20 protein-coding genes are annotated in these 21,911 nt (G+C 63.2%); 13 read left to right on the forward strand and 7 right to left on the reverse strand.

Annotation, left to right across the window (positions count from 1 at the left end; genetic code table 11):
- Window positions 1-14: 14 nt before the first annotated feature.
- Window positions 15-1,013: a porphobilinogen synthase gene (gene hemB, locus M0D65_RS30010; protein WP_266255748.1), complete on the reverse strand. Its 999-nt coding sequence runs from the start codon at window positions 1,011-1,013 to the stop codon at window positions 15-17.
- Between the two features lie 259 nt (window positions 1,014-1,272).
- Complete coding sequence (gene yihA / locus M0D65_RS30015) at window positions 1,273-1,923, reverse strand: ribosome biogenesis GTP-binding protein YihA/YsxC (protein WP_091019659.1); 651 nt, start codon at window positions 1,921-1,923, stop codon at window positions 1,273-1,275.
- Window positions 1,924-2,129: 206 nt separating this feature from the next.
- On the opposite strand from yihA, the gene M0D65_RS30020 reads away from it, so the two are divergent.
- The 5 genes from M0D65_RS30020 to msrQ all read left to right on the forward strand — a co-directional run bounded on the left by M0D65_RS30020 (window position 2,130) and on the right by msrQ (window position 8,204).
- Entirely contained in the window at window positions 2,130-2,783 is a 654-nt protein-coding gene (locus M0D65_RS30020; protein ID WP_266255749.1) for a cytochrome c, read from the forward strand.
- A gap of 122 nt (window positions 2,784-2,905) precedes the next feature.
- Entirely contained in the window at window positions 2,906-5,116 is a 2,211-nt protein-coding gene (locus tag M0D65_RS30025) for a cytochrome c biogenesis protein ResB (protein WP_266255750.1), read from the forward strand.
- 4 nt (window positions 5,117-5,120) lie between these two features.
- Complete coding sequence (gene ccsB / locus M0D65_RS30030; protein WP_266255751.1) at window positions 5,121-6,338, forward strand: c-type cytochrome biogenesis protein CcsB; 1,218 nt, start codon at window positions 5,121-5,123, stop codon at window positions 6,336-6,338.
- A gap of 171 nt (window positions 6,339-6,509) precedes the next feature.
- Entirely contained in the window at window positions 6,510-7,505 is a 996-nt protein-coding gene (gene msrP / locus M0D65_RS30035) for a protein-methionine-sulfoxide reductase catalytic subunit MsrP (RefSeq protein ID WP_266255847.1), read from the forward strand.
- A 12-nt stretch (window positions 7,506-7,517) separates the two neighbouring features.
- Window positions 7,518-8,204 (forward strand): protein-methionine-sulfoxide reductase heme-binding subunit MsrQ, encoded by a 687-nt coding sequence (gene msrQ / locus M0D65_RS30040; protein ID WP_266255752.1) that lies wholly within the window; start codon window positions 7,518-7,520, stop codon window positions 8,202-8,204.
- Between the two features lie 135 nt (window positions 8,205-8,339).
- Here the strand turns inward: msrQ and lysA are convergent, their stop codons facing one another.
- Both lysA and M0D65_RS30050 read right to left on the reverse strand, forming a co-directional pair.
- Window positions 8,340-9,602: a diaminopimelate decarboxylase gene (gene lysA, locus M0D65_RS30045; protein WP_266255753.1), complete on the reverse strand. Its 1,263-nt coding sequence runs from the start codon at window positions 9,600-9,602 to the stop codon at window positions 8,340-8,342.
- A 9-nt stretch (window positions 9,603-9,611) separates the two neighbouring features.
- Complete coding sequence (locus M0D65_RS30050) at window positions 9,612-9,950, reverse strand: lipoprotein (protein ID WP_091019672.1); 339 nt, start codon at window positions 9,948-9,950, stop codon at window positions 9,612-9,614.
- Window positions 9,951-9,987: 37 nt separating this feature from the next.
- On the opposite strand from M0D65_RS30050, the gene cyaY reads away from it, so the two are divergent.
- A complete protein-coding gene (cyaY, locus tag M0D65_RS30055; RefSeq protein WP_266255756.1) occupies window positions 9,988-10,305 on the forward strand; it encodes an iron donor protein CyaY in 318 nt (105 codons plus the stop codon).
- Window positions 10,306-10,349: 44 nt separating this feature from the next.
- On the opposite strand, the gene M0D65_RS30060 is transcribed toward cyaY, so the two are convergent.
- A complete protein-coding gene (locus M0D65_RS30060; RefSeq protein WP_091019677.1) occupies window positions 10,350-12,752 on the reverse strand; it encodes a penicillin-binding protein 1A in 2,403 nt (800 codons plus the stop codon).
- A gap of 264 nt (window positions 12,753-13,016) precedes the next feature.
- Between M0D65_RS30060 and pilM the strand changes: the two genes are divergently transcribed.
- The 7 genes from pilM (at window position 13,017) to M0D65_RS30095 (ending at window position 20,283) form a co-directional block, all read left to right on the forward strand.
- Window positions 13,017-13,994 (forward strand): pilus assembly protein PilM, encoded by a 978-nt coding sequence (pilM, locus tag M0D65_RS30065; protein ID WP_266255757.1) that lies wholly within the window; start codon window positions 13,017-13,019, stop codon window positions 13,992-13,994.
- 5 nt (window positions 13,995-13,999) lie between these two features.
- Window positions 14,000-14,674, forward strand: a complete 675-nt coding sequence (locus M0D65_RS30070; protein ID WP_266255758.1) for a fimbrial assembly protein — start codon at window positions 14,000-14,002, stop codon at window positions 14,672-14,674.
- Between the two features lie 44 nt (window positions 14,675-14,718).
- Complete coding sequence (locus tag M0D65_RS30075; RefSeq protein ID WP_266255759.1) at window positions 14,719-15,597, forward strand: hypothetical protein; 879 nt, start codon at window positions 14,719-14,721, stop codon at window positions 15,595-15,597.
- A 56-nt stretch (window positions 15,598-15,653) separates the two neighbouring features.
- Window positions 15,654-17,255, forward strand: a complete 1,602-nt coding sequence (locus M0D65_RS30080; protein WP_266255848.1) for a type IV pilus secretin PilQ — start codon at window positions 15,654-15,656, stop codon at window positions 17,253-17,255.
- Window positions 17,256-17,347: 92 nt separating this feature from the next.
- A complete protein-coding gene (locus M0D65_RS30085) occupies window positions 17,348-17,899 on the forward strand; it encodes a shikimate kinase (protein WP_091019686.1) in 552 nt (183 codons plus the stop codon).
- Window positions 17,900-17,910: 11 nt separating this feature from the next.
- Window positions 17,911-18,996, forward strand: a complete 1,086-nt coding sequence (gene aroB / locus M0D65_RS30090; RefSeq protein WP_177228345.1) for a 3-dehydroquinate synthase — start codon at window positions 17,911-17,913, stop codon at window positions 18,994-18,996.
- A 138-nt stretch (window positions 18,997-19,134) separates the two neighbouring features.
- Complete coding sequence (locus tag M0D65_RS30095) at window positions 19,135-20,283, forward strand: deoxyguanosinetriphosphate triphosphohydrolase (protein ID WP_266255849.1); 1,149 nt, start codon at window positions 19,135-19,137, stop codon at window positions 20,281-20,283.
- A gap of 80 nt (window positions 20,284-20,363) precedes the next feature.
- On the opposite strand, the gene M0D65_RS30100 is transcribed toward M0D65_RS30095, so the two are convergent.
- Complete coding sequence (locus M0D65_RS30100; RefSeq protein WP_266255760.1) at window positions 20,364-20,741, reverse strand: YqjD family protein; 378 nt, start codon at window positions 20,739-20,741, stop codon at window positions 20,364-20,366.
- 349 nt (window positions 20,742-21,090) lie between these two features.
- Window positions 21,091-21,810, reverse strand: a complete 720-nt coding sequence (locus tag M0D65_RS30105; protein ID WP_091019692.1) for an OmpW family protein — start codon at window positions 21,808-21,810, stop codon at window positions 21,091-21,093.
- Between the last annotated feature and the right edge of the window lie 101 nt (window positions 21,811-21,911).

The following is a 21,911-nucleotide window of genomic DNA, read 5'->3' on the forward strand; positions in this document are numbered from 1 at the left end:
GCGACCTGCGCTAACTAGCCCTGAGCCCGCAACAGCCGCGCCGCATCAAGCGCAAAGTACGTCAGCACACCATCAGCGCCAGCCCGCTTGAACGCAAGCAGCGCTTCCATCATCGCCTTGTCGTGATCGAGCCAGCCGTTCTGCGCGGCGGCCTTGAGCATCGCGTACTCGCCGCTCACCTGGTACACATAGGTCGGAAAGCGGAACTCGTCCTTCACGCGCCGCACGATGTCCAGATACGGCATGCCCGGCTTCACCATCACCATGTCCGCGCCCTCGTCGATGTCTGCCTGCACTTCGCGCAGCGCTTCATCGGTGTTGGCCGGGTCCATCTGATAGGTCATCTTGTTGCTCTTGCCCAGATTCGTCGCTGAGCCTACCGCGTCGCGGAACGGACCGTAGAAGGCCGACGCGTACTTCGCCGAATAGGCCATGATCCGCGTATGGATGTGCCCGTCGCTTTCGAGCATCTCGCGGATCGCGCCGATGCGCCCGTCCATCATGTCCGACGGCGCAACGATATCGACGCCGGCTTCCGCTTGTGCACGCGCCTGGTCGACGAGGATGTCGACGGTTTCGTCGTTGATCACATAGCCGTTTTCGTCGAGCACGCCGTCCTGGCCATGGCTCGTGTACGGGTCGAGGGCGACGTCCGTCAGGATGCCCAGTTCGGGGAAGCGTTTCTTCAGCTCGCGGACCGCCCGGGGGATCAGGCCGGCTTCGTTGGTCGCCTCGCGACCGTCGGGGGTCTTCAGCGACGGTTCGATGGCCGGAAACAGCGACAGCACCGGGATGCCCAGCGCAACGCATTGCTCGGCGACACCCATCAACAGATCGACCGAGACGCGTTCGACGCCCGGCATCGATGGTACGGCCTGTTTCTGGTTGCTACCCTCGACGACGAATACCGGGTAGATCAGGTCGTTGGTGGTGAGGATGTTCTCGCGCATCATGCGGCGCGAGAAGTCGTCGCGGCGCATGCGGCGCGGACGGTGATGCGGGAAGAAACTCATGGCGAATATCGTAGAGGTGACAAAAAGGATCTACTGCTGGATCGGCTGCGAGGCCTGCGGCGGGCCCTGAAAACGCTTTTTGAGACAATGGTATATCATACCGATCGAGCAAGGCGCCATGCGCTGACCTCCCCGCTTCTCCTCCCTGAGCGGGTGCCTGTCGTTTTTCGATTAGGCTGTTTCGCCCGCCGTCACATAGCGGCGGGTTTTTTTATGGGCGATCGAAAAACGCTGCGGCGAGGCGGAGGTCGGTCCGACGTCAGGCATCGACACCCACGGAAGACTCGCCCGGTATGAGCCAGCTCTCGATCAGCACATGCGCCTCGTCCAACCCGATCCGCTTCAGCGACGAAAAGAGCTGGGCGCTCAGTTCGCCTCGATAGCCGGCCGCCTTGTACTCCGCGAAACCCTTCTGCGCAGCCCGCAGCGTGTTGACGCATTCCTGACGCGTCAATTTGTCGCACTTCGTCAGCAGGGCGTGGATCGGTTTGCCGGTCGGCGCAAACCACTCGATCATGCGGCGGTCCAGCTCGGTCAGCGGGCGCCGTGCGTCCATCATCAGGATCATGCCGCGCAGCTGTGCGCGCGACTGCAGGTAGGTCGAGAGCAGGGCTTCCCAGTGGGCCTTGGCAGCACCCGGCACCTCGGCATAACCGTAGCCAGGCAGGTCGACCACATGGGCGACCGGCTCGTCCGCAGGCCCGACGGAGAAGTAATTGATATGCTGCGTGCGTCCCGGCGTCTTGCTGGCGAACGCCAGTTGCTTTTGATTGCACAGCACATTGATGGCCGTCGATTTACCCGCGTTCGACCGTCCGGCGAAGGCAATCTCAGGCTGAGGCGTTGCCGGCAGATCGCGTAAATGATTGACGGTAGTGAAGAAACGGGCTTGGTGGAGCAGAAAGGCCATGGAGGAACCAGGAGATGAGACGCGACGGAACCCGGATTGGGGCCGGGACATGCCCGACTGGCGTCTTAGCGATTAGCGAGTTATTGTACAATACGACGGTTTACTGAATACCAGCGAGGCCAGTGCGCGCGTCTTTGCAAGGTTGTTCGGTCACCGTCGTGTTTTGCAAAACATCTAATTCCCACAAGACGAGACAGGGTGTGCGAATGAATCGACTGGGCAAGTTTCTGGTGGTACTTCACACAGCAGCAGGTCTTTCAGTTTTCGCGGCACAGGCAAGAGCAGCAGATCCGGCAAAGCCGGACGCCAACAAAGGGCAGGTCATCGCGACGCAGGTTTGCGCGGCATGCCATGCAGCAGATGGAAATAGCGCCGGCGGTGCATATCCAAAGCTGGCGGGCCAGCATCCCGAGTATCTCGTCAAGCAGCTCAAGGATTTCAAGACGCAGCCCGGTGCGACGAAGCCCGCGCGTAACAACGCGATCATGGTCGGCATCGTGGCTGGGCTGTCCGACCAGGACATGGTCAACGTAGCAACGTATTTCTCCGAGCAGACACCCAAGCCGGGTTTCGCGCACAACAAGGACACGGTTGCGCTCGGTCTGAAGATTTATCGCGGTGGTATCGCCGAGAAGGGCGTACCGGCATGCGCAAGCTGTCACGGTCCGACCGGTCAGGGCATTCCGTCGCAGTATCCGCGGTTGTCGGGGCAATGGGCCGACTACACCGTGGCGCAGTTGACCGCGTTCCAGCAGGGTCCGGGTGCGCGGAACAACAACGAGGCGATGCATACGATCGCATCGCGTCTGTCGGATGGCGAGATCAAGGCAGTAGCCGATTACATCGCGGGCTTGCACTAAACAGCGGTCCGCACGCAAGTGCAGCCGGCCCGACGAGGCCGGCGAAAAACAAGAAAAGGGTGGGGGCGTCGCGCCCATAGCGACAGCCCTCCACCCTTTTTTGCTGTTCAGTCGGAGTTTGAATGAGCGTCACCACGTCGGGTTTGCAGTTGAAGTCGGGTCAGCGGGTCGTCCGTCGCACAGTCGAACTGCTGAGTTCGATGCGCTTTGCGATCGCCTTGCTCGTGATCCTCGCGATTGCCAGCATCATCGGTACCGTGCTCACCCAGGACGACCCGTACCCCAACTACGTCAACCAGTTCGGCCCGTTCTGGGCGGACATTTTCCGCTCGCTGTCGCTGTACAACGTGTACAGCGCGTGGTGGTTCATGCTGATTCTCAGCTTCCTCGTCGTATCGGTGTCGCTATGCGTAATCCGCAATGCGCCGAAGATGCTGGCCGACATGAAGAGCTGGAAAGACAAGGTGCGCGAAGGCAGCCTGCGCGCGTTTCATCACAAGGGTGAATTCGCCGTGAGCGGTACGCGTGCGGACGCGACCGCGCTGCTCGCGCGTCTGTCAGGCAAGCTCGGCTATCGGTTCGTTATGCGCGAGAGCGAAGGCGCAACGCTGATTGCCGCAAAACGCGGTGCGCTGACCAAGATAGGCTACATCTTCGCGCACGTCGCGTTCGTGGTGATCTGTATCGGCGGGCTGCTCGACAGCAATCTGCCGATCAAGCTGCAGATGCTGCTATTCGACAAGACGCCGGTTCGCGGCAACACCGTTATCAATGACATTGCCGCCGAACATCGTCTCTCGCAGACCAACCCGACGTTCCGCGGCTACGCGTGGGTGCCCGAAGGACAGTATGTGTCGACGGCGATCCTGAACCAGCAGGACGGCTCGCTGATCCAGGATCTGCCGTTTTCGATCGAGCTGAAGAAGTTCATCGTCGACTATTACTCGACCGGTATGCCGAAGCTGTTCGCGAGCGATATCGTCGTGATCGATCACAAGACTGGCGAGCGGATTCCGGCGCGCGTCGAGGTGAACAAGCCATTCACCTACGACGGCGTGTCGATCTACCAGTCGAGTTTCCAGGACGGCGGCTCGCAGATGCAGATGACCGCGTATCCGATGGTGGGCGGCACCACGAAGACGATGCCGTTCAGCGGCACGATCGGCAATTCCGCGCCGCTTTCCCCCACGATGCCGGGCGTGAACGGCCAGACCGTCGAGTTCTCCGATTTCCGCGCGATCAACGTCGAGAACATCTCGGACGGCAGCGGGATGAACGACGCGCGCGGCGTGGCTGCTCACCGCACGCTGAAGGAAGCGTTCGACGAACGGCTCGGCTCCGGTGCGAAGACATCGAAGCCACTCGATCTGCATAACGTCGGCCCATCGGTGCAGTACAAGGTTCGCGGCAAGGACGGCCAGGCGCGCGAGTACAACAACTACATGCTGCCCGTCGATGTCGCCGGAGAGCGAATGTTCCTCGCCGGCATGCGCGTCAATCCCGACGATCCATTCCGCTATCTGCGAATTCCCGCTGACAGCGGCGGTACCGTCAACGAATGGATGAATCTGCGCGCGGCCTTCGAAGACCCGGCGCTGCGTGCCGAAGCCGCGCGCCGTTTCGCGGCGCGCTCCGTGCCCGAGGCGAACCGCGATCTGCAGGAGCATTTGCAGGAAAGCGCCGTGCGCGTGCTGACCTTGTTTGCCGGCGCCGATAGCAGCATGGGCCAGACGTCGACCGGGCAGGACATGGGCGGGTTCCAGGCGGTGGCGGGCTTCATCGACCGTTCGGTGCCGAAGCCCGAGCAGGAAAAGGCCGCCGGACTGCTGCTGCGCATGCTGGAAGGCGCGACGTGGGACCTGTGGCAACTGTCCCGGGCCCAGGCCGGCGAAGCACCGGAAACACCCACAGCGGACAACAGCCGCTTCCTGCAAAGCGCGATCAACGCGATATCCGACAGCTTTTTGTATGGTTCGCCGGTCTATTTGCAGCTGGATTCATTCAAGCAGGTGCAAGCTTCGGTATTTCAGCTGACGCGCGCACCTGGCAAAAAAGTCGTGTATCTTGGCAGCCTGCTCCTCGTGCTAGGCATCTTCTCGATGTTCTACGTCCGCGAACGAAGGCTGTGGTTCTGGCTCAGAGATACCGATCGCGGCGTCAACATCGTCATGGCAATGTCCAGCGCCCGCAAGACACTCGATTTCGAAAAAGAGTTTGTCCAGACGCGCGACGCGGTCGGTGCGGCGCTGGGCGCCAAACCGACCGACGCATCCGGCCCAGCCGGCGCCTCCGCGGCGCCGCAGCCCTCAGGCTCACCCGATTCGACCCGGTAAGAACATGGATTTAACTCAATCTCCCACGTCCCCATCGCGCCCCGCGGCAACGCCGCGGGCGAGCACGCCCGCCACTCCGGCAACCGATCCGGCGCTGTTCGACGAGCGCCCGTTCCTGAAACGCCTTGGTGCCACCGACTGGCTGTTCGCTCTCGCGCTGGTCGCGGGTGCGGGCTTCGCGCTGTGGCGGTACCACCCGTTCATGAACTACTACGACAAGCTGATACTGGTCTGCGCAGTACCGGCGATGATCGTACTCGGCTGGCGCTGGAAGCCGGCGCGGCTGCTGATGGCCGGCATCGCCGTGCTGTCGCTGTTTGCGATCCAGACCTATCACGGCGATCTGGCGCGAGCCGACACCGCATTCTTCCTCAAATACTTCCTGTCGAGCCAGTCCGCGATCCTGTGGATGAGCGCGCTGTTCGTGCTCGCCACGCTGTTCTACTGGATCGGTTTGCTGTCACGCTCGCCGACGGGCGGCTCGATTGGCTCGCGGATGACGTGGGCCGCGGTGCTGATGGGTTTCGTCGGCCTGATGGTGCGCTGGTACGAGTCGTACCTGATCGGTGCTGACGTCGGTCATATCCCAATCTCGAACCTGTACGAAGTGTTCGTGCTGTTCAGCCTGATCACGGCGTTGTTCTATCTGTACTACGAGCGCCACTACAACACGCGGGCGCTCGGCGCGTTCGTGCTGCTGGTGATCAGCGCGGCCGTCGGTTTCCTGATGTGGTATTCGATCGCCCGCGACGCGCAGCAGATCCAGCCGCTCGTTCCCGCGCTGCAAAGCTGGTGGATGAAGATCCACGTGCCGGCCAACTTCATCGGCTACGGCAGCTTTGCGCTGTCGGCGATGGTCGGTGTCGCGTACCTCGTGAAGGAGCGTGGCGTGCTGGCGGACCGGCTGCCGCCGCTCGATGTGCTCGACGACCTGATGTACAAGTCGATCGCAGTCGGTTTTGCGTTCTTCACGATCGCGACCATTCTCGGCGCGCTGTGGGCCGCCGAAGCTTGGGGCGGTTACTGGAGCTGGGACCCGAAGGAAACGTGGGCGCTGATCGTCTGGCTGAATTACGCGGCCTGGCTGCACATGCGGCTGATGAAGGGCCTGCGCGGCGCCGTGGCGGCCTGGTGGGCGCTGACCGGCCTGCTGGTCACGACCTTTGCGTTCCTGGGCGTGAATATGTTCCTGTCGGGCCTGCATAGCTACGGCAAGCTGTAAGATCCGCCGCGCTGCAACGACTATCAAACCGCCGGGTGCGTTGCACCGGCGGTTTTTTTATTCAGGCGGTGGATGATTCGGGACCTTCCCGGCGTTCACTACAGCATGACCCCTGTATTGGCGGGTCGAACGGACATCGATGTGGCGCGCGGCGCCACTGGGAGCGGCAACATGTGGATCAGGCGAACCGGCAGCATGGCCCTGCGTGGCGACGACATCGCGCGCGGCGACATTACGCCGCAGCAGTTCTTCGAGAACCGGCGGCGCGTGCTGCAGGCGGCGGGAGCGGCCGCGCTCGGCGGGTTGATCGGGGTAAATGGCGAAGCGCTCGCGGCATATACGTCGCCGGATAGCCGTGCGCAGAAACTGGCCGCGAAGACGAATCCGAAGTTCGTCGTGACGGACAAGGTGACGCCGTATAAGGACATCACCACCTACAACAACTTCTACGAATTCGGCACCGACAAGGGCGACCCCGCCGAAAATGCGGGCACGCTGCGCCCGCGGCCGTGGCGCGTGAGCGTCGAAGGCGAGGTGAAGAACGCGAAAGTCTATGACATCGATGAGTTGCTGAAACTCGCGCCGCTCGAAGAGCGGGTTTACCGGCATCGATGTGTCGAAGGTTGGTCGATGGTGATTCCGTGGATCGGCTTCTCGCTGTCCGAGCTGGTCAAGCGCGCGCAACCCACCGGTAACGCGAAATACGTGCAGTTCATCACGCTGGCAGACCCGTCACAGATGCCCGGCTTGTCGCAGCCGATTCTCGCGTGGCCGTATTCGGAAGGGTTGCGGATGGACGAGGCGATGAATCCGCTCACGCTGCTTGCAGTGGGCGTCTACGGCCAGGTGCTGCCGAACCAGAACGGTGCGCCGATCCGCATCGTCTTGCCGTGGAAGTACGGGTTCAAAAGCGCGAAGTCGCTGGTGAAAATCCGCTTCGTCGAAAAGCAGCCGTCGACGAGCTGGAACACCTACGCGCCGCAGGAGTACGGCTTCTATTCGAACGTGAATCCGAACGTCGATCATCCGCGCTGGAGCCAGGCGACCGAGCGGCGCATCGGTGAGGACGGGTTCTTCACGCCGAAGCGCAAGACGTTGATGTTCAACGGCTACGGCGACCAGGTCGCGTCGCTGTATCAGGGGCTCGACCTGAAGAAGAATTTTTGAGCGGGGCGGGCCATGCAATCCGATACACCAACCGCGTCGCCGCCCATCCGTGCTGCTGCGACGCGTGCCGCAGCTAACGGTAATCGCTGGATCGTGCCGGCAAAGGTCGCGGTGTTTATCGCCGCGTGGTATCCGCTCGCGCGCATCGTGTTTTTCGGCGTGACGGATCGGCTCGGCGCGAATCCGATCGAGTTCATCACGCGTTCGACGGGACTGTGGACGCTCGTCTTCCTGTGCATCACGCTTGCGATCACACCGTTGCGCAGGCTTACCGGCGTGACTGCGCTGGTGAGATTCCGCCGCATGCTGGGCCTGTACGCGTTCTTCTACGCGACGCTGCACTTCACGACGTACTTCTGGTTCGACAAATGGTTCGACGTTGCGGCGATTCTGAAGGACATCGTCAAGCGTCCTTTCATCACGGTTGGGTTTGCCGCGTTCGTGCTGCTCATTCCGCTCGCTGTTACGTCGCCGCGCGCGATGGTGCGCAGGCTGGGACGTCGGTGGCAGAGCTTGCATCGCACGATCTACCTGATCGGCGCGCTCGCGATCCTGCATTTCTGGTGGATGAAGGCCGGCAAGCACGACCTGCTGCTGCCGAAGATCTACGGCGCGATTGTGGTGGCGTTGCTCGGCTGGCGGCTGCTCGTGTGGCTCAGGGAGCGCACGGCCCGGCGGCGCGCGCAGCGCGTGCGGTGATCGTCGAGCAGGCCTGATCCGCTGCGTAATTGAAGAGTGCATGCGGCAACGATGCAACCAATAAAAAAGGCGATGCCGTTACAGGCATCGCCTTTTTTATGCGGCCGGCCCGGATGGACCGACTCCGCATCACACTCACTCCGGCAGGATCGCTTCGCCGGCAAACAGTTGCGCAATCTGTTCCCGCTCGCGCACCAGATGCACCGCGTCACCATCGACCATCACTTCGGCCGCACGCGGACGCGTGTTGTAATTCGAGCTCATCACGAAGCTGTACGCTCCCGCGGAGCGGATCGCGAGCAGATCGTCGGGGAGCAACGCCAGTTGCCGCTCGCGGCCCAGCCAGTCGCCGCTTTCGCAAACCGGACCGACCACATCGTAGAGTTGCGCAGCCGTCGCGCGTTGCACGACCGGCTCGATCAGGTGATACGCACCGTACATCGCGGGACGAGCCAGATCGTTCATCGCTGCGTCGACGATAGCGAAGTTCTTTTCCTCGCCCGGCTTCAGATACTCGACGCGCGTCAGCAGGATGCCCGCGTTGCCGACGAGCGAGCGGCCCGGCTCGAAATACACTTCGCGCTGACCGTGGCCACGCGCATCGATGCGATCGAGCACCGTACGCACGAACTCGCCGATATCCGGCGGCGTTTCATCGGCGTAGGTGATACCGAGTCCACCACCGACATCGATGTGCCGGATCTTCACGCCGTCCGCTTCGATCTGCCCGATCAGCTCGAGCAGCTTGTCGACCGCATCGAGATACGGCGCGATCTCGGTGATCTGCGAGCCGATATGACAGTCGATCCCAACCACGTCGAGATGCGTCATCGCTGCGGCCGCGCGATACGTGGCGCGCGCTTCGTCGAACGCAACGCCGAACTTGTTCGACTTCAGGCCGGTGGAAATATACGGATGCGTCTTCGCGTCCACATCGGGATTCACGCGCAGCGACACAGGCGCAATCTTGCCCAACGCACCGGCAACCGCATTGAGCCGGTCGAGTTCGGGAATCGATTCGACGTTGAAGCATTTCACGCCGGCCGCAAGGGCCTCGCGCATTTCGCTTTCGCTCTTGCCGACACCTGAGAATACGGTGTGTTCTGCCTTGCCGCCGGCGGCCAGCACGCGCGCGAGTTCACCGATCGACACGATATCGAAGCCTGCGCCGAGACGCGCAAACACGTTGAGTACCGCGAGGTTGCTGTTGGCTTTGACGGCTACGTGAACGGTTGCGCGGCGGCCCACGCAGGCGCCTGCATACGCTTGCCAGGCTGCGGTCAGTGCAGCACGCGAATAGACGTACAGCGGCGTGCCAAACTGCTCGGCGAGCGAAATGGCGGACACGCCTTCGACGTGCAACACGCCGTCGACATACGCGAATGCGGAACGAGTCATGCGAAAGTCTTACTCTGTGGTTTGCGTGCCGGAGGATGCCGGCAAGGCTGTAGACGGTGTGACCGCGGACGCTGCCGAGGCCGGCACGGCATCCGACGCGGGCGGGTTGCTCAGCTCGGTATCGGGCGACAGCGACAGTGGCGTACCCGACGTGTCGGGCACGCTACCCGTTTGCGCGGCAGATGCAGCATCCGCGTTGGGCTGCTGGGTCTGCTCGACGGGTTTGGGCGGCAGAGGCGGCACGGTAGGCAAATAGAGCGCGCCGCGTTGCCCGCAGCCGCTCAGCGCGCCACCTGCGAGAATGGCCAAAGCCGCTACAATCGCGCTCATCCGAAAGACGACTCGCATGAGACTGTCCCTGAATAATCAATCGCTGGAGTTTAGCATGTCCGACAACGAATACCTGACCCGCGCAGAGGCCGCACTGGCCGCTGTGGAGCGCACGCTCGACGACTCGAATGCCGATATCGAGTTCGAGCGCAGCGGTAATGTCCTGACGCTCGAATTCGAGAACGGCACGAAGATTATCGTGAATCTTCAGCCGCCGATGCGCGAGATCTGGATCGCCGCGAAAGCCGGCGGTTTTCACTTCCGCTTTACCGATGGCGCGTGGCGCGATACGCGCAGCGGCAGCGAGTTTTTCGCCGCGCTGTCGGATTACGCGACGCAGCAGTCCGGCGAAGCGGTTCATTTCGAACCGTAACGCCGGCTGCACGCCGCGCAGCGCAGCGGCTGCACGGCAGCAGCCTAGTGCCCGCGGAACAGATTCATGATGTCCTGCTTTTCCTGCTCGCCGACCTGTTCCGGCGCAGCGCCGGGCATTGCGCCGCTCGCTCCGGCATCCAGCGACGCCTGGCTCACGCCGACCGTTGCGACAAAACCGTGGCCCGGCGTGAAGTCCTCGAAATACAGTTCGTCGCCGAGCGTGACGACGCCGTCGGGCACCGGCATCCGGTATTCCGGTACGCCTTTCAACGCATTCGCCATGTACTCGATCCACACCGGCAGTGCGAGCCCGCCGCCGGTTTCGCGATCGCCGAGGCTGCGCGGATTGTCATAGCCGATCCACGCGATTGCGGTCAGCGTGTGCTGATAGCCGGCGAACCACGCGTCGCGCGAATCGTTGGTCGTGCCTGTCTTGCCGCCGAGATCCGTACGCTTCAACACGTTCGACTTCGCGCCGGTGCCGCGTTGCGCGACGCTTTGCAAGAGGCTGTTCATCACATACGCGTTGCGCGGTTCGATTGCGTGCGGCGCGCTTTCTCCCGCGATGAGCGGTTGCGCATGGGCGACCACGATGCCGTGCAAATCGGTGACTTCGGCGATCAGATACGGGTTCACTCGATAGCCGCCGTTCGCGAACACCGAGAATGCACCGGCCATCTGCAGAGGCGTGACCTGGCCTGCACCGAGCGCCATCGGTAGATAGGCTGGATGGCGATCGGCGTCGAAGCCGAAACGCGTGATGTATTGCTGCGCGTATTTCGTGCCGATCTGGTTGAGAATCCGGATCGATACGAGGTTCTTCGATTTCTGCAGCGCGGTGCGCATCGTCATCGGGCCGTCGAACCCACCGCCGTAATTCTTCGGCTCCCACGCCTGGCCGCCGGTTTCCGCCGCGCTGAAAAAGAGCGGCGCGTCGTTGATGATGGTGGCGGGCGCGAGACCCTTCTCAAGCGAAGCCGAATAGATGAACGGCTTGAAGCTCGAACCGGGCTGACGCCACGCCTGTGTCACGTGGTTGAACTTGTTCTTGTTGAAGTCGAATCCGCCGACCAGTGCGCGAATCGCGCCGTCCTGCGGCACGACCGACACAAAGGCGCCTTCCACCTGCGGCAACTGCGTGATGGTCCAGTTGCCGTCATCGCCCTTGACGACGCGAACGATCGCGCCCGGCCGCACGCGCTGGTTCGGCTGCGCGCGCGGACCGAGTGCAAACGACGCGAAGCGCAGACCGTCGCCTTGCAGCGTCGCGACGTTGCCGTCGATAAAAGTGACCTGCACCGCTTTCGGGTTTGCCGCCGTTACTACCGCCGCAATGATCTCTCCGTTGTCCGGATGTTCGAGCAGCGCGTCGTCGATGGCCTGTTCGCGGTCATTGGCGTCGTCGGGCAGATCGATGAACGCTTCGGGGCCGCGGTAGCCGTGGCGCCGCTCGTAGTCCATCAAGCCCTTGCGCAGCGCGCGGTACGCGACGTCCTGATCGGCGGAATCGATCGTCGTCACGACGCTCAGGCCGAGCGTGTAGGCGTCCTCGCGATATTGCGCGTACATCATCTGGCGCACCATTTCCGCGACGTATTCCGCGTGCACGCTGAACTCCTTGCCCGCGCCCTTCACGATGAGCGGCTGGTGGCTCGCAGCGTCGTACTGCTCCTGCGTGATGTAGCGCAGCTCGAGCATGCGCTGCAGGATGTACTCCTGACGCACCTTCGCGCGCTTCGGATTCACCACCGGGTTATACGCCGACGGCGCTTTCGGCAGACCCGCGAGCATCGCGCATTCAGCCAACGTCAGGTCCTTCAGATCCTTGCCGAAGTAGACCCGCGCCGCACTCGCAAAGCCGTAGGCACGCTGGCCGAGATAGATCTGATTCATGTACACCTCGAGAATCTGATCCTTCGACAGCTTCGACTCGATCTTGTACGCGAGCAGCATCTCGTAGATCTTGCGCGTATAGGTCTTCTCGCTCGACAGGAAGAAGTTGCGCGCCACCTGCATCGTGATCGTGCTTGCGCCCTGGGTGGCGTGACCGTTGGTCAGCGCGACAAAACCCGCGCGCGCGATACCGGTCAGATCGACGCCGCCGTGATCGTAGAAGCGCGCATCCTCGATGGCGAGCACGGCTTTCTTCAGATTGTCCGGCACGTCCTGGATACGCACGATGTCACGGCGCTCTTCTCCGAATTCGCCGATCAGCACGTGGTCGGCGGTGTAGATGCGCAGTGGTACCTTGGGCCGGTAATCGGTGAGCGCATCGAGCGACGGCAGATTGGGCGTCGCGACGACCAGTGCGTAGCCGAGCACGAGCGCAACGCACATGATGCACGCCACGATAAGGCCCACCAACCCGAGGACGAGTTTGAGCCACAGCGGACGCTTGCGCTTTTGCGGCGCGGGCGGCGGAGAGGTGGGAGACGAGGATTGCATATGAACACCAAAAAACAGTCCCGCGATTATAGCCGCCCGATTCGTTTGCTTTCGACATGCTTACTTTGCGGGCTGCTTCGTCCATTCTTTCGCGTCGGGATAGCTCAACTGTAGTCGCTTTGCGGTCCGCTGCGGCGTGCCGTGTGAGTTGTCCCCGTACGCATTGGCCATCCGGCCGAATGTCGCATGCAGCGTTCGCTTTGCAGAATGTCTTCCGTGATCCGCGCACGAATGGTTCGTCGCGGCAGCCAGGACGGAGGCGCGATGGCATTCAGAAATTCGTTGTTGTTACCGGCGCGGCGCTTTGCGGCCGGCATCGATGTGGGCTCGCTGTCGCTGCGCCTCGTCGTATTGAGTTCGCGTTCGCGCCGCGACGGTGTTGTACGGCTTGAACATGTCGCGATTGCGCCGCTCACGGCCGGTGCGATGGCGGGCGCGGAGATCGTCGATCGCGCCGCGGTGGCGCGTGCGCTGCGCGATCTGTTCTCCGGATTGCCGTCCGTCTGTACTGCAGCGACGTTGCGTTGCGCGATGGGGTTGCCGGCGTCGGCGACCCTGATGGCGACGATGCCGCTCGCGCAACTGGGGGCTGGCGCCGTGCGCTCGGTGCGGCGGCATGCGTTGGGCGAACTGGAGCCCGCGGTGCTCGTCGAGGCAGAGCGGATCGCGGGCATCGAGCGACATGCGCTCGCGGTCGACTGGTTTATCGACGACGCGTCGCCCGAGCCGGATCGCGTGACGATCGCGGCGGCCGGACGAATGCATCTCGAAGCACGGGTCGAATGTGCGGCGTCGGCGGGTATCACGTTGACGGCGCTCGATAGCGAGCCGTTTGCCGCGTTGCGCGCATTGCGTTATGCGGCAGGGCGCGAACTCGGTGCGAACGAGCCTTACCTCGCGATCTGGATCGGCGCGGAGGGCGTTCACGGGTGGCGCATCGCAGGCGACGCGATCGACGGTGAAATCCGTTACCCCGCACCTGAATATGACGACTTCGCCGACGCATTGCGCGATCTCGCCGCGGACCATGCGTCGGGTTCCGTGTTGATCGGCGGCGAGGTCGATCTGCTCGATGGGATCGGCTTTTCTACCGCCGATGTCGGCGACGTGCTCGGTTGCACGACACTGCCGTTCGAATGCGCGACGTTCGGCGAGGGCGCGCATCCGTTTGCGCCTGAATTCCTGCATGAGCCGGCATGTACCGTCGCATTCGGTCTCGCGTTGCGCGGCGTGTTCGAATGAAGTTCATGCACGCTCTGTTTGACCGACCGGGCCATACGACGCCAGGCCACCCGTGGATCGGCGGATTCAATCTTGTGCCGTACCGTCGGCGCAACGCCACATTGGCGCGGCGTCGCTGTCTCTCCGAATGCGGTTGCGCGGTGCTGGCTGGCGGCGCATGCGTGTTGTTGCTGACCATGTACCAGAGCTGGCAGCGCACCGGTATCGAGGCGAACCGTGCATCGGTCGAGCGAACGCTTGTGCAACTGTCCGCGCCGCTCGCGGAACAGAATCGGCTGGCTCGCAGCGAAGCCGATGCGCGCTCGGGTGTCGTACACACACGAACGCGGGTTGTGCCGCTCGAGCGTCTGCTCGACATGCTCGATACCTTGAGCAATGAACCGGTAGGCGGTGTCGTGTTGCAACAGCTGCGGCATCGCGGAGAAGAAACGGAACTGCTTGCGAGATCGAGTGACCATGCAGCGGCGGCGGCGTGGATCGAGCGGCTCGACAGCGTGCGGGGTGCTGCGAGTGCGGAGGCGAGTGAGTTACGCCGACCGGCGAGTGCCGGGCGCGGAGCGAGCGCTATCGGCGACGGTAGCTTCGAATTCGGAGCGAACGTGCGGTGGATGAAACCGCTCGCTCCATCGGGCGGTGTTACGCATCGGCAGGTTGCGTCGCGCGCGGGAGGGACGCGATGAATCCGTCGATTACAGCGGGCATTGCCCCGCGGCGAAGCGCTGCAATGTCTCTCGACCACTGGCTGGACCGGTTGCGTGTGCCGCTCGAAGCGTGGAGCGGCGCGCGCCGGCTCGCTGTCGCACTGCTGGTTGCCGTGGGCGTGTTCGTACTGGGTGCACGTAGCTGGAGTGCCGTGGATCTGGGCGGCATCGCGGCCAGCCGCGTCGCACTCGATGACGCGCAGCGCCGCCTCGTATCGGCACGGCATGCACTTGCACAACTGCCTGCGTTACGCGCGCGTGTCGCGGCGAAAGCGCTGCACGGACAACCCGTGGTCTGGACATCCGCGGACGACGTGCGCGCATTTTCGCAACTCGCCGCGCGCAGCGAGCTCGTTCTCGTCTCGCTCGAACCGGGTGCTGCGAGTGGCGAAGGAATCGACGCGATGCGGTCCGTAAAGCTCGCTGCACGCGGCAATTTCGCTCAGATCATGAGGTTCGTGCATGGGTTGACGGGTTTGCCGGTGCTGGTTGTCCCCGCCGATCTGACGGTGAAGCGTCATGACGACGCGCTTGAAATCGCCGCGACGTTGCAGGTGTTCAGCAAGCTCATCCCCGTCGGCGCAGGGCGGGTGACGCCACAGGACGAGATGCTCGACGCGAGCGATGCGCCAATCGACCAGGATGTCGCGCTCCACGATCCTTTTTCGCCGCAGCGGATTGGCGGCGTCGACCTGCCGGATGCGATGCGGTTGCGGCTCGTCGGTCTGCTGCGCGACCGCACGCATGGACTTGCACTGGTGGAAACAGCGCAAGGCACGCAGACCGTCGAACCGGGGCAATCGTTCGGCGAGCAACGCGTGACGAAGATCGACGCGCTCGGACTCGCGCTTGCGGCACGCGGTGAGGCTCATCTGCTGACACTTGCCGGGGAACCAGAATGAGCGTGATCTGCAAAACGACGTATGTCGCGCTGTACGTCCTGATCATCACGAGCGTTATGGTCCCTGCAGCGCGCGCATCGTTGCCGCCGCTGCCGGAGCACATGCCGCTCGACGATACGATCGTGCCGTTCGGCGTACCGCCATTGCCGCGCGATGCGACCGTGGAGGGGGCGAATCCGTCCCAGCTAGACGGCGTGGAGCGTGCTGCCGGGTCCGGCGGGGATAGCGGGGATAGCGGGGATAGCGGGGATAGCGGGGATAGCGGGGATAGCGGAAGCAGGGAGGCGCGTAGCGGTGAGATCGACAGCCCCTCGACGCCTCGTAGCGAAGCGGTACATTCGGGCGCCGCTCGCGATGTACTCGAGGGCCCACCGGTACCGTTGCCGCGCGCGCAACGGATCGCTACCGATGCCGCTACCGATACCGATGAGCCCGGGAGCGGCGTCCCTCCCGATCGCCCGATCACGATGCATTTCCAGAAGGCCGAACTGGGCGCGGTACTAGATGCATTCGCACGCTTTACCGGGCTCAATATCGTCTCGAGCGACCAGGTGCGCGGCACGGTATCGCTGCGGCTCGACAAGGTGCGATGGCGAGATGCGTTCGATACGTTGCTCGATGTAAACGGTCTCGCGATGGAGCGTCGCGGCAACGTGATCTGGGTTGCGCCGCTCGCGCAACTGGCGACGCGCGAGCGTCAGCGGTTCGAAACCCATGCGCGCACAGCCGACCTTGAACCGCTCGCGAGCCGTGTGTTCGAGTTGCGCTATGCGCGCGCGGACGAAGTGCGTCGTCTATTGAGTGCGTCCGGCAACCAGCGTGTGTTGTCGAAACGCGGCGCGGTCATGGCCGACGCACGGACCAACCTGCTGTTCGTCACCGATCTCGAAGCGCGGCTTGCGCAGATCGCCGATGTGATTGCAATGATCGACCGGCCGACGCGGCAGGTGTTGATCGAAGCGCGCATCGTCGAAGGCGAGCGAGGTTTTTCGCGCAACCTGGGCGCACGCATGTTGCTGGCGAATACGCACGAGAGCGGTTCAGGAATGGGAGTGGTCGGCGGCAGCGAAGGCAAGGTCGTCGATCTGTCGGCGCGCCCCCTTTCCGGGTTCGATGCCGCGACCGCGGGCCTGACGCTGTTCGCGGCGCAAGCCACCCGTCTGTTGAATATCGAGCTGAGCGCGCTTGAGGCGGAGGGGCACGGCGAAACCGTATCGAGCCCGCGCGTCGTCACCGCGGACCGCACGAAGGCCATCGTCGAGCAGGGCACCGAGCTGCCGTATCAGGCGAAAGTGGGGCAGGGTGTGTCCGGCGTACAGTTCCGCCGGGCGGGCCTCAAACTCGAGGTCGAGCCGCAAATCACACCCGACGGCCGCGTCGTGCTGGACCTCGATGTGGCGAAAGACAGTGTCGGCGAACAGACTGCGGCGGGGCCCGCAATCAACACGAAACACGTGCAGACGCGTGTCGAAGTGGAGGACGGCGGGACGGTATCGATTGGCGGGATTTACGAGCAGGACGAGCGCGACGATGTGACGCGGGTGCCGCTCCTGGGCAAAATACCGGTTTTAGGTGCACTTTTCAGGCATCGGGCCCATCGCCAGCGTAACGGCGAACTGGTCGTTTTCATCACGCCACGCGTCGTGCATGCACCATGAGTGCTCCTGCCCGCCGCGGCCGCAGGCTCGACAAGGCAGTCGCTTTGCCAGTAAGCTGCGGCACGAACTACCGGATTAACCAGAGGATACCGTTGCAAGCGCGGGACGCAGACGCCAATGTCTTTTTTGTAGGGCTCATGGGGGCGGGCAAGACCACGGTGGGCCGGGCGGTGGCACGCCGGCTCGATCGCCCGTTCTTCGATTCGGACCATGAGATCGAGGCGCGCACCGGCGCACGCGTCGCACTGATTTTCGAACACGAAGGCGAGGCCGGTTTTCGCGACCGCGAGGCCCAGGTGATCGGCGATCTGACCGCACGCGAGAACATCGTGCTCGCCACCGGCGGCGGCGCGATTCTACGCCCCGAAAATCGCGAGGCGCTGCGCAATCGCGGTCTCGTGGTTTATCTGCGCGCCAATCCGCACGACCTGTGGATGCGCACGCGGCGCGACAAAAATCGTCCGCTGTTGCAGACCGACGACCCGAAAGCGCGTCTCGAAGCACTCTATGAAGTGCGCGATCCGCTGTACCGCGAATGCGCGCATTTCGTCATCGAAACCGGGCGGCCGTCGGTCAACGGGCTCGTCAACATGGTCCTGATGCAACTCGAGCTAGCCGGCGTCACCCGGCATCCTGCGCCATAATCGCAAGCATGATTACCCCCATGATTACTGTCAACGTCGAACTGGGCGAGCGCGCCTATCCCATCCACATCGGTGCCGGTCTGATTGACCAGACGGCGCTGTTTGCGCCGCATATCGCCGGTGCGTCGGTGACGATCGTCACCAACACGACAGTCGAACCACTCTACGGCGATGCGCTGCGGCGTGCGCTGGCACCGCTCGGCAAGCAGGTATCGACGGTCGTGCTGCCCGACGGCGAGGTGTACAAGAACTGGGAAACGCTCAATCTGATCTTCGACGCGCTGCTCGGCGCCCGCGCCGACCGCAAGACCACGCTGATCGCGCTGGGCGGCGGTGTGATCGGTGACATGACCGGCTTTGCGGCTGCCAGCTATATGCGCGGCGTGCCGTTTATCCAGGTGCCGACCACGCTGCTGTCGCAGGTCGATTCGTCGGTGGGCGGCAAGACCGGCATTAACCATCCGCTCGGCAAGAACATGATCGGTGCGTTCTATCAGCCGCAGGCAGTCATCGCGGATATCGGCGCGCTGAAGACGCTGCCCGCGCGCGAGCTCGCGGCCGGCGTGGCCGAAGTCATCAAGACCGGCGCGATTGCCGACGCGGCGTTCTTCGACTGGATCGAAGCGAACGTCGGCGCGTTGAACAACTGCGAACCCGAGGCGCTCGCGCAGGCGGTCAAGCGGTCGTGCGAGATCAAGGCATCGGTCGTCGCTGCGGACGAGCGCGAAGGCGGCCTGCGAGCGATCCTGAACTTCGGCCACACGTTCGGCCACGCGATCGAAGCCGGGCTCGGCTACGGCGAATGGCTGCACGGCGAGGCGGTGGGCTGCGGCATGGTGATGGCGGCTGACCTGTCGGTGCGGCTCGGCCACCTGGACGAAGCCGCGCGACGGCGTCTCGTCGACGTGATCGCGGCCGCGCATCTTCCCACTCGCGCACCGGCGCTCGGCGCCGACCGCTATGTCGAACTGATGCGCGTCGACAAGAAGGCCGAAGCGGGCGAGATCAAGTTCATCCTGCTGAAGCGTTTTGGTGAGACGCTGATCGCCCGGGCCCCTGACGACACCGTGAACGCGACGCTCGCGGCCGCCATCTAGCCGACGCAGCAGCGGCAGCAAGCACGCTTCACACGGTGCCCACCTCTTGATGCGGAGAAACCGGTGAGCGACACCCGCAGCAACCTGCCGACCGACTCGCGCGCACCCGATACCGATCGGCCGCGCGTAGCACCCGCAATCATCACGCCGAGCGTCGACGCACTCGAGGCGCATCTCGCGCCCTATGCGGCGCATTCATCGCAATCGCGTGGACGCCGTTACCCGGAGGCTGCGCCCGCTGCCCGCACCGAGTTTCAGCGCGACCGCGACCGCATTGTGCATTCGACGGCATTCCGCCGGCTCGAGTACAAGACCCAGGTGTTCGTCAATCACGAAGGCGACCTGTTCCGCACGCGTCTTACACATAGCCTCGAGGTGGCGCAGATCGCGCGATCGGTAGCCCGCAACCTGCGCGTCAACGAAGATCTCGTCGAAGCCATTTCGCTGGCTCACGATCTCGGTCATACGCCGTTCGGCCATGCCGGCCAGGACACGCTGAACGAATGCATGCGCGAGCACGGCGGCTTCGAGCACAACCTGCAGAGCCTCGCGGTGGTCGACGATCTGGAGGAGCACTACGGCGCGTTCGACGGGCTGAATCTATGTTTCGAAACGCGTGAGGGCATCCTGAAGCATTGCTCGCGCGAGAACGCACGCCGTCTGGGCGAGCTTGGCGAGCGCTTCCTGAACGGACATCAACCGTCTGTCGAAGCGCAGATTGCCAATCTCGCCGACGAGATCGCCTACAACAATCACGACGTCGACGACGGCTTGCGCTCGGGGCTTCTCACCATCGAGCAGCTGTCCGAGGTCGCGTTATGGCAGGTGCATTACGAGGCCGCGCGCGGCGACTATCCGCAGATCGAAGGACGGCGGCTCGTGCACGAAACGGTGCGCAGAATCATCAATACGCTGATCGTCGATCTGATCGATACCACCGCGCGCCAGCTCGAACGCCATGCGCCGACATCGCTGGACGACGTGCGGGCAGCACCGCCGCTGGTCGCACACAGCGAGGTCGTGGCGGCGCAGGCCGGCGAGCTGAAGCGCTTCCTGTTCAAGAACCTGTACCGGCACTACCGCGTGATGCGTATGGCGAACAAGGCGAGGCGGGTGATCGCCGGGTTGTTCGACGCATTCACGGATGATTCGCGGTTATTGCCGCCGGCCTATCAGGCGAAGGATGCCGCCGCGCAGCCGCGGCTGATTGCTCATTACATCGCCGGTATGACGGATCGGTATGCGTTGAAGGAGTACCGGCGGTTGTTCGTCGTGGACGACAACTAGGCGCACGGAAACGCGCCCGGGGACGCGCCCCACGCGTCTGGTCCCACCCGTGATTCAGCTCAGCCGGTATATAGCGCGCCCTAGCGCGATCGCGCGAGCAGCGCACCGGTCAGCAACGCCAGTCCACCCACCACAGCGATCGTGCGCCACGGATTCTCATGCACGTAATCGTCGGCATCCGCGAGCACGTTTTCGGCGTGTTCGCGCACAGCCTCGCGGGTTTCCTGCAGACGTACGCGGGCCGCTTCGAGCCGCTTGCGCAATTGCTCGCGCAATACCTTCGCGTCGGCCTGGGTGCCGTCCGCCAGCGTTTCTTCTAGTTCCGCCATCAGCGAACGCAGTTCGCCGGCGACATCTTCGGCGGCATCGCGGCTGTGGCGTGCGATGCGGCGGGCGCGCCGGCTCGTGGTGGTCCAGGATTCGCCGATGGCATCTCGCGTGTTCGGTAGTGCAGTCATGGTTGCTCCGTCGATGGAAGATGGATGTGCATGGGAACGCCCGGATTTGCAGCAGGGTTCCTTGCGAGCAACCTCAGACGTTGCAACTTCGGTGCCTGACCCGCGCAGAAAGGCGTACGGCCTGCCCACCGGACATCGGGCAGACAAGCCGGCGGAGCGACGACAACCCCAGCCCGGCAGAATTTTCATCCCTGGCGCCGACGATGGTCAAAATTACAATGGATTTCATATGCATGCGGCACGTGCGCCATAGGCATAGAATCCAGAAAACAAAACGCCGCCACGAAGTGACGGCGTTTGAATGTGCCGGGGCGGTTCAGCAAACCCGGCAGCAGGAAAGCGGGTCGCGCTAGAACACGTAGCCGATCTTGGCGTAGGTCACGATCGGGTTCAGCTTGATCTTTGCCTGCGACTCCACGCTGCCGCCAACCGGCGTTGCATTCGGCGTATGCAGCGTGGCCGTCACGCTGAGCGGAATGTACGACACCGAGATGCCCGCGAACCAGTGCTTGGTGATCGCGTAATTGAAGCCGAGGTTAAACACCGGCGCCCAGGAACGATCTGTCGACACGGAGGTCGGACCATGCAGCACGCCTTGCTCGAACGCGGTATTAGTGATCTTCGCGTCGGTGAACCAGACGTACGTCGCACCGATACCCACATACGGACGGAATTTCGCCTGAGCATCGAAGAAGTGATACTTGAACAGCACCGCCGGGCTCCATTGCTTCGCCGAGCCGAGCTGGCCGAACTGCGAAAAGCTGCCTTCGCCGAGCAGGTTGAACTTGGGCGGAATGCCGAGTTCCGCTTCGGCAGCGATATGGTCGGTGATGAAGTAACCGATACTCCCGCCCAGCGTGTCGGACGAATCGATGCCGGCGCCAGTGCCTGGCTGGCTTTGATTGATGGGCGTGCCGCCAATCGAGAGTACCTTCAACGGATCACTGCTGTCCTGCGGCGCCAGATGGAACCAACCCGTGGTGAGGTAGATGCTTCCAGCCGATTGCGCATGAGCGCCCGTGATGCAGGCAAGCGCTGCAATCCCCGTTATGGCCTGTTTTAATTTCATGTGTGCTCCTCCTGAAAAAGCCCGCTCATTATGACCACAACGTTTCAAACAAACCATACGCTGCAGTTAGAGCATTTTCCCTAAGCGCCAGGCGGTTTCCG

It is taken from the genome of Paraburkholderia sp. CHISQ3, from assembly GCF_030464945.1.
GTDB classification, from domain to species: Bacteria; Pseudomonadota; Gammaproteobacteria; order Burkholderiales; family Burkholderiaceae; genus Paraburkholderia; species Paraburkholderia megapolitana.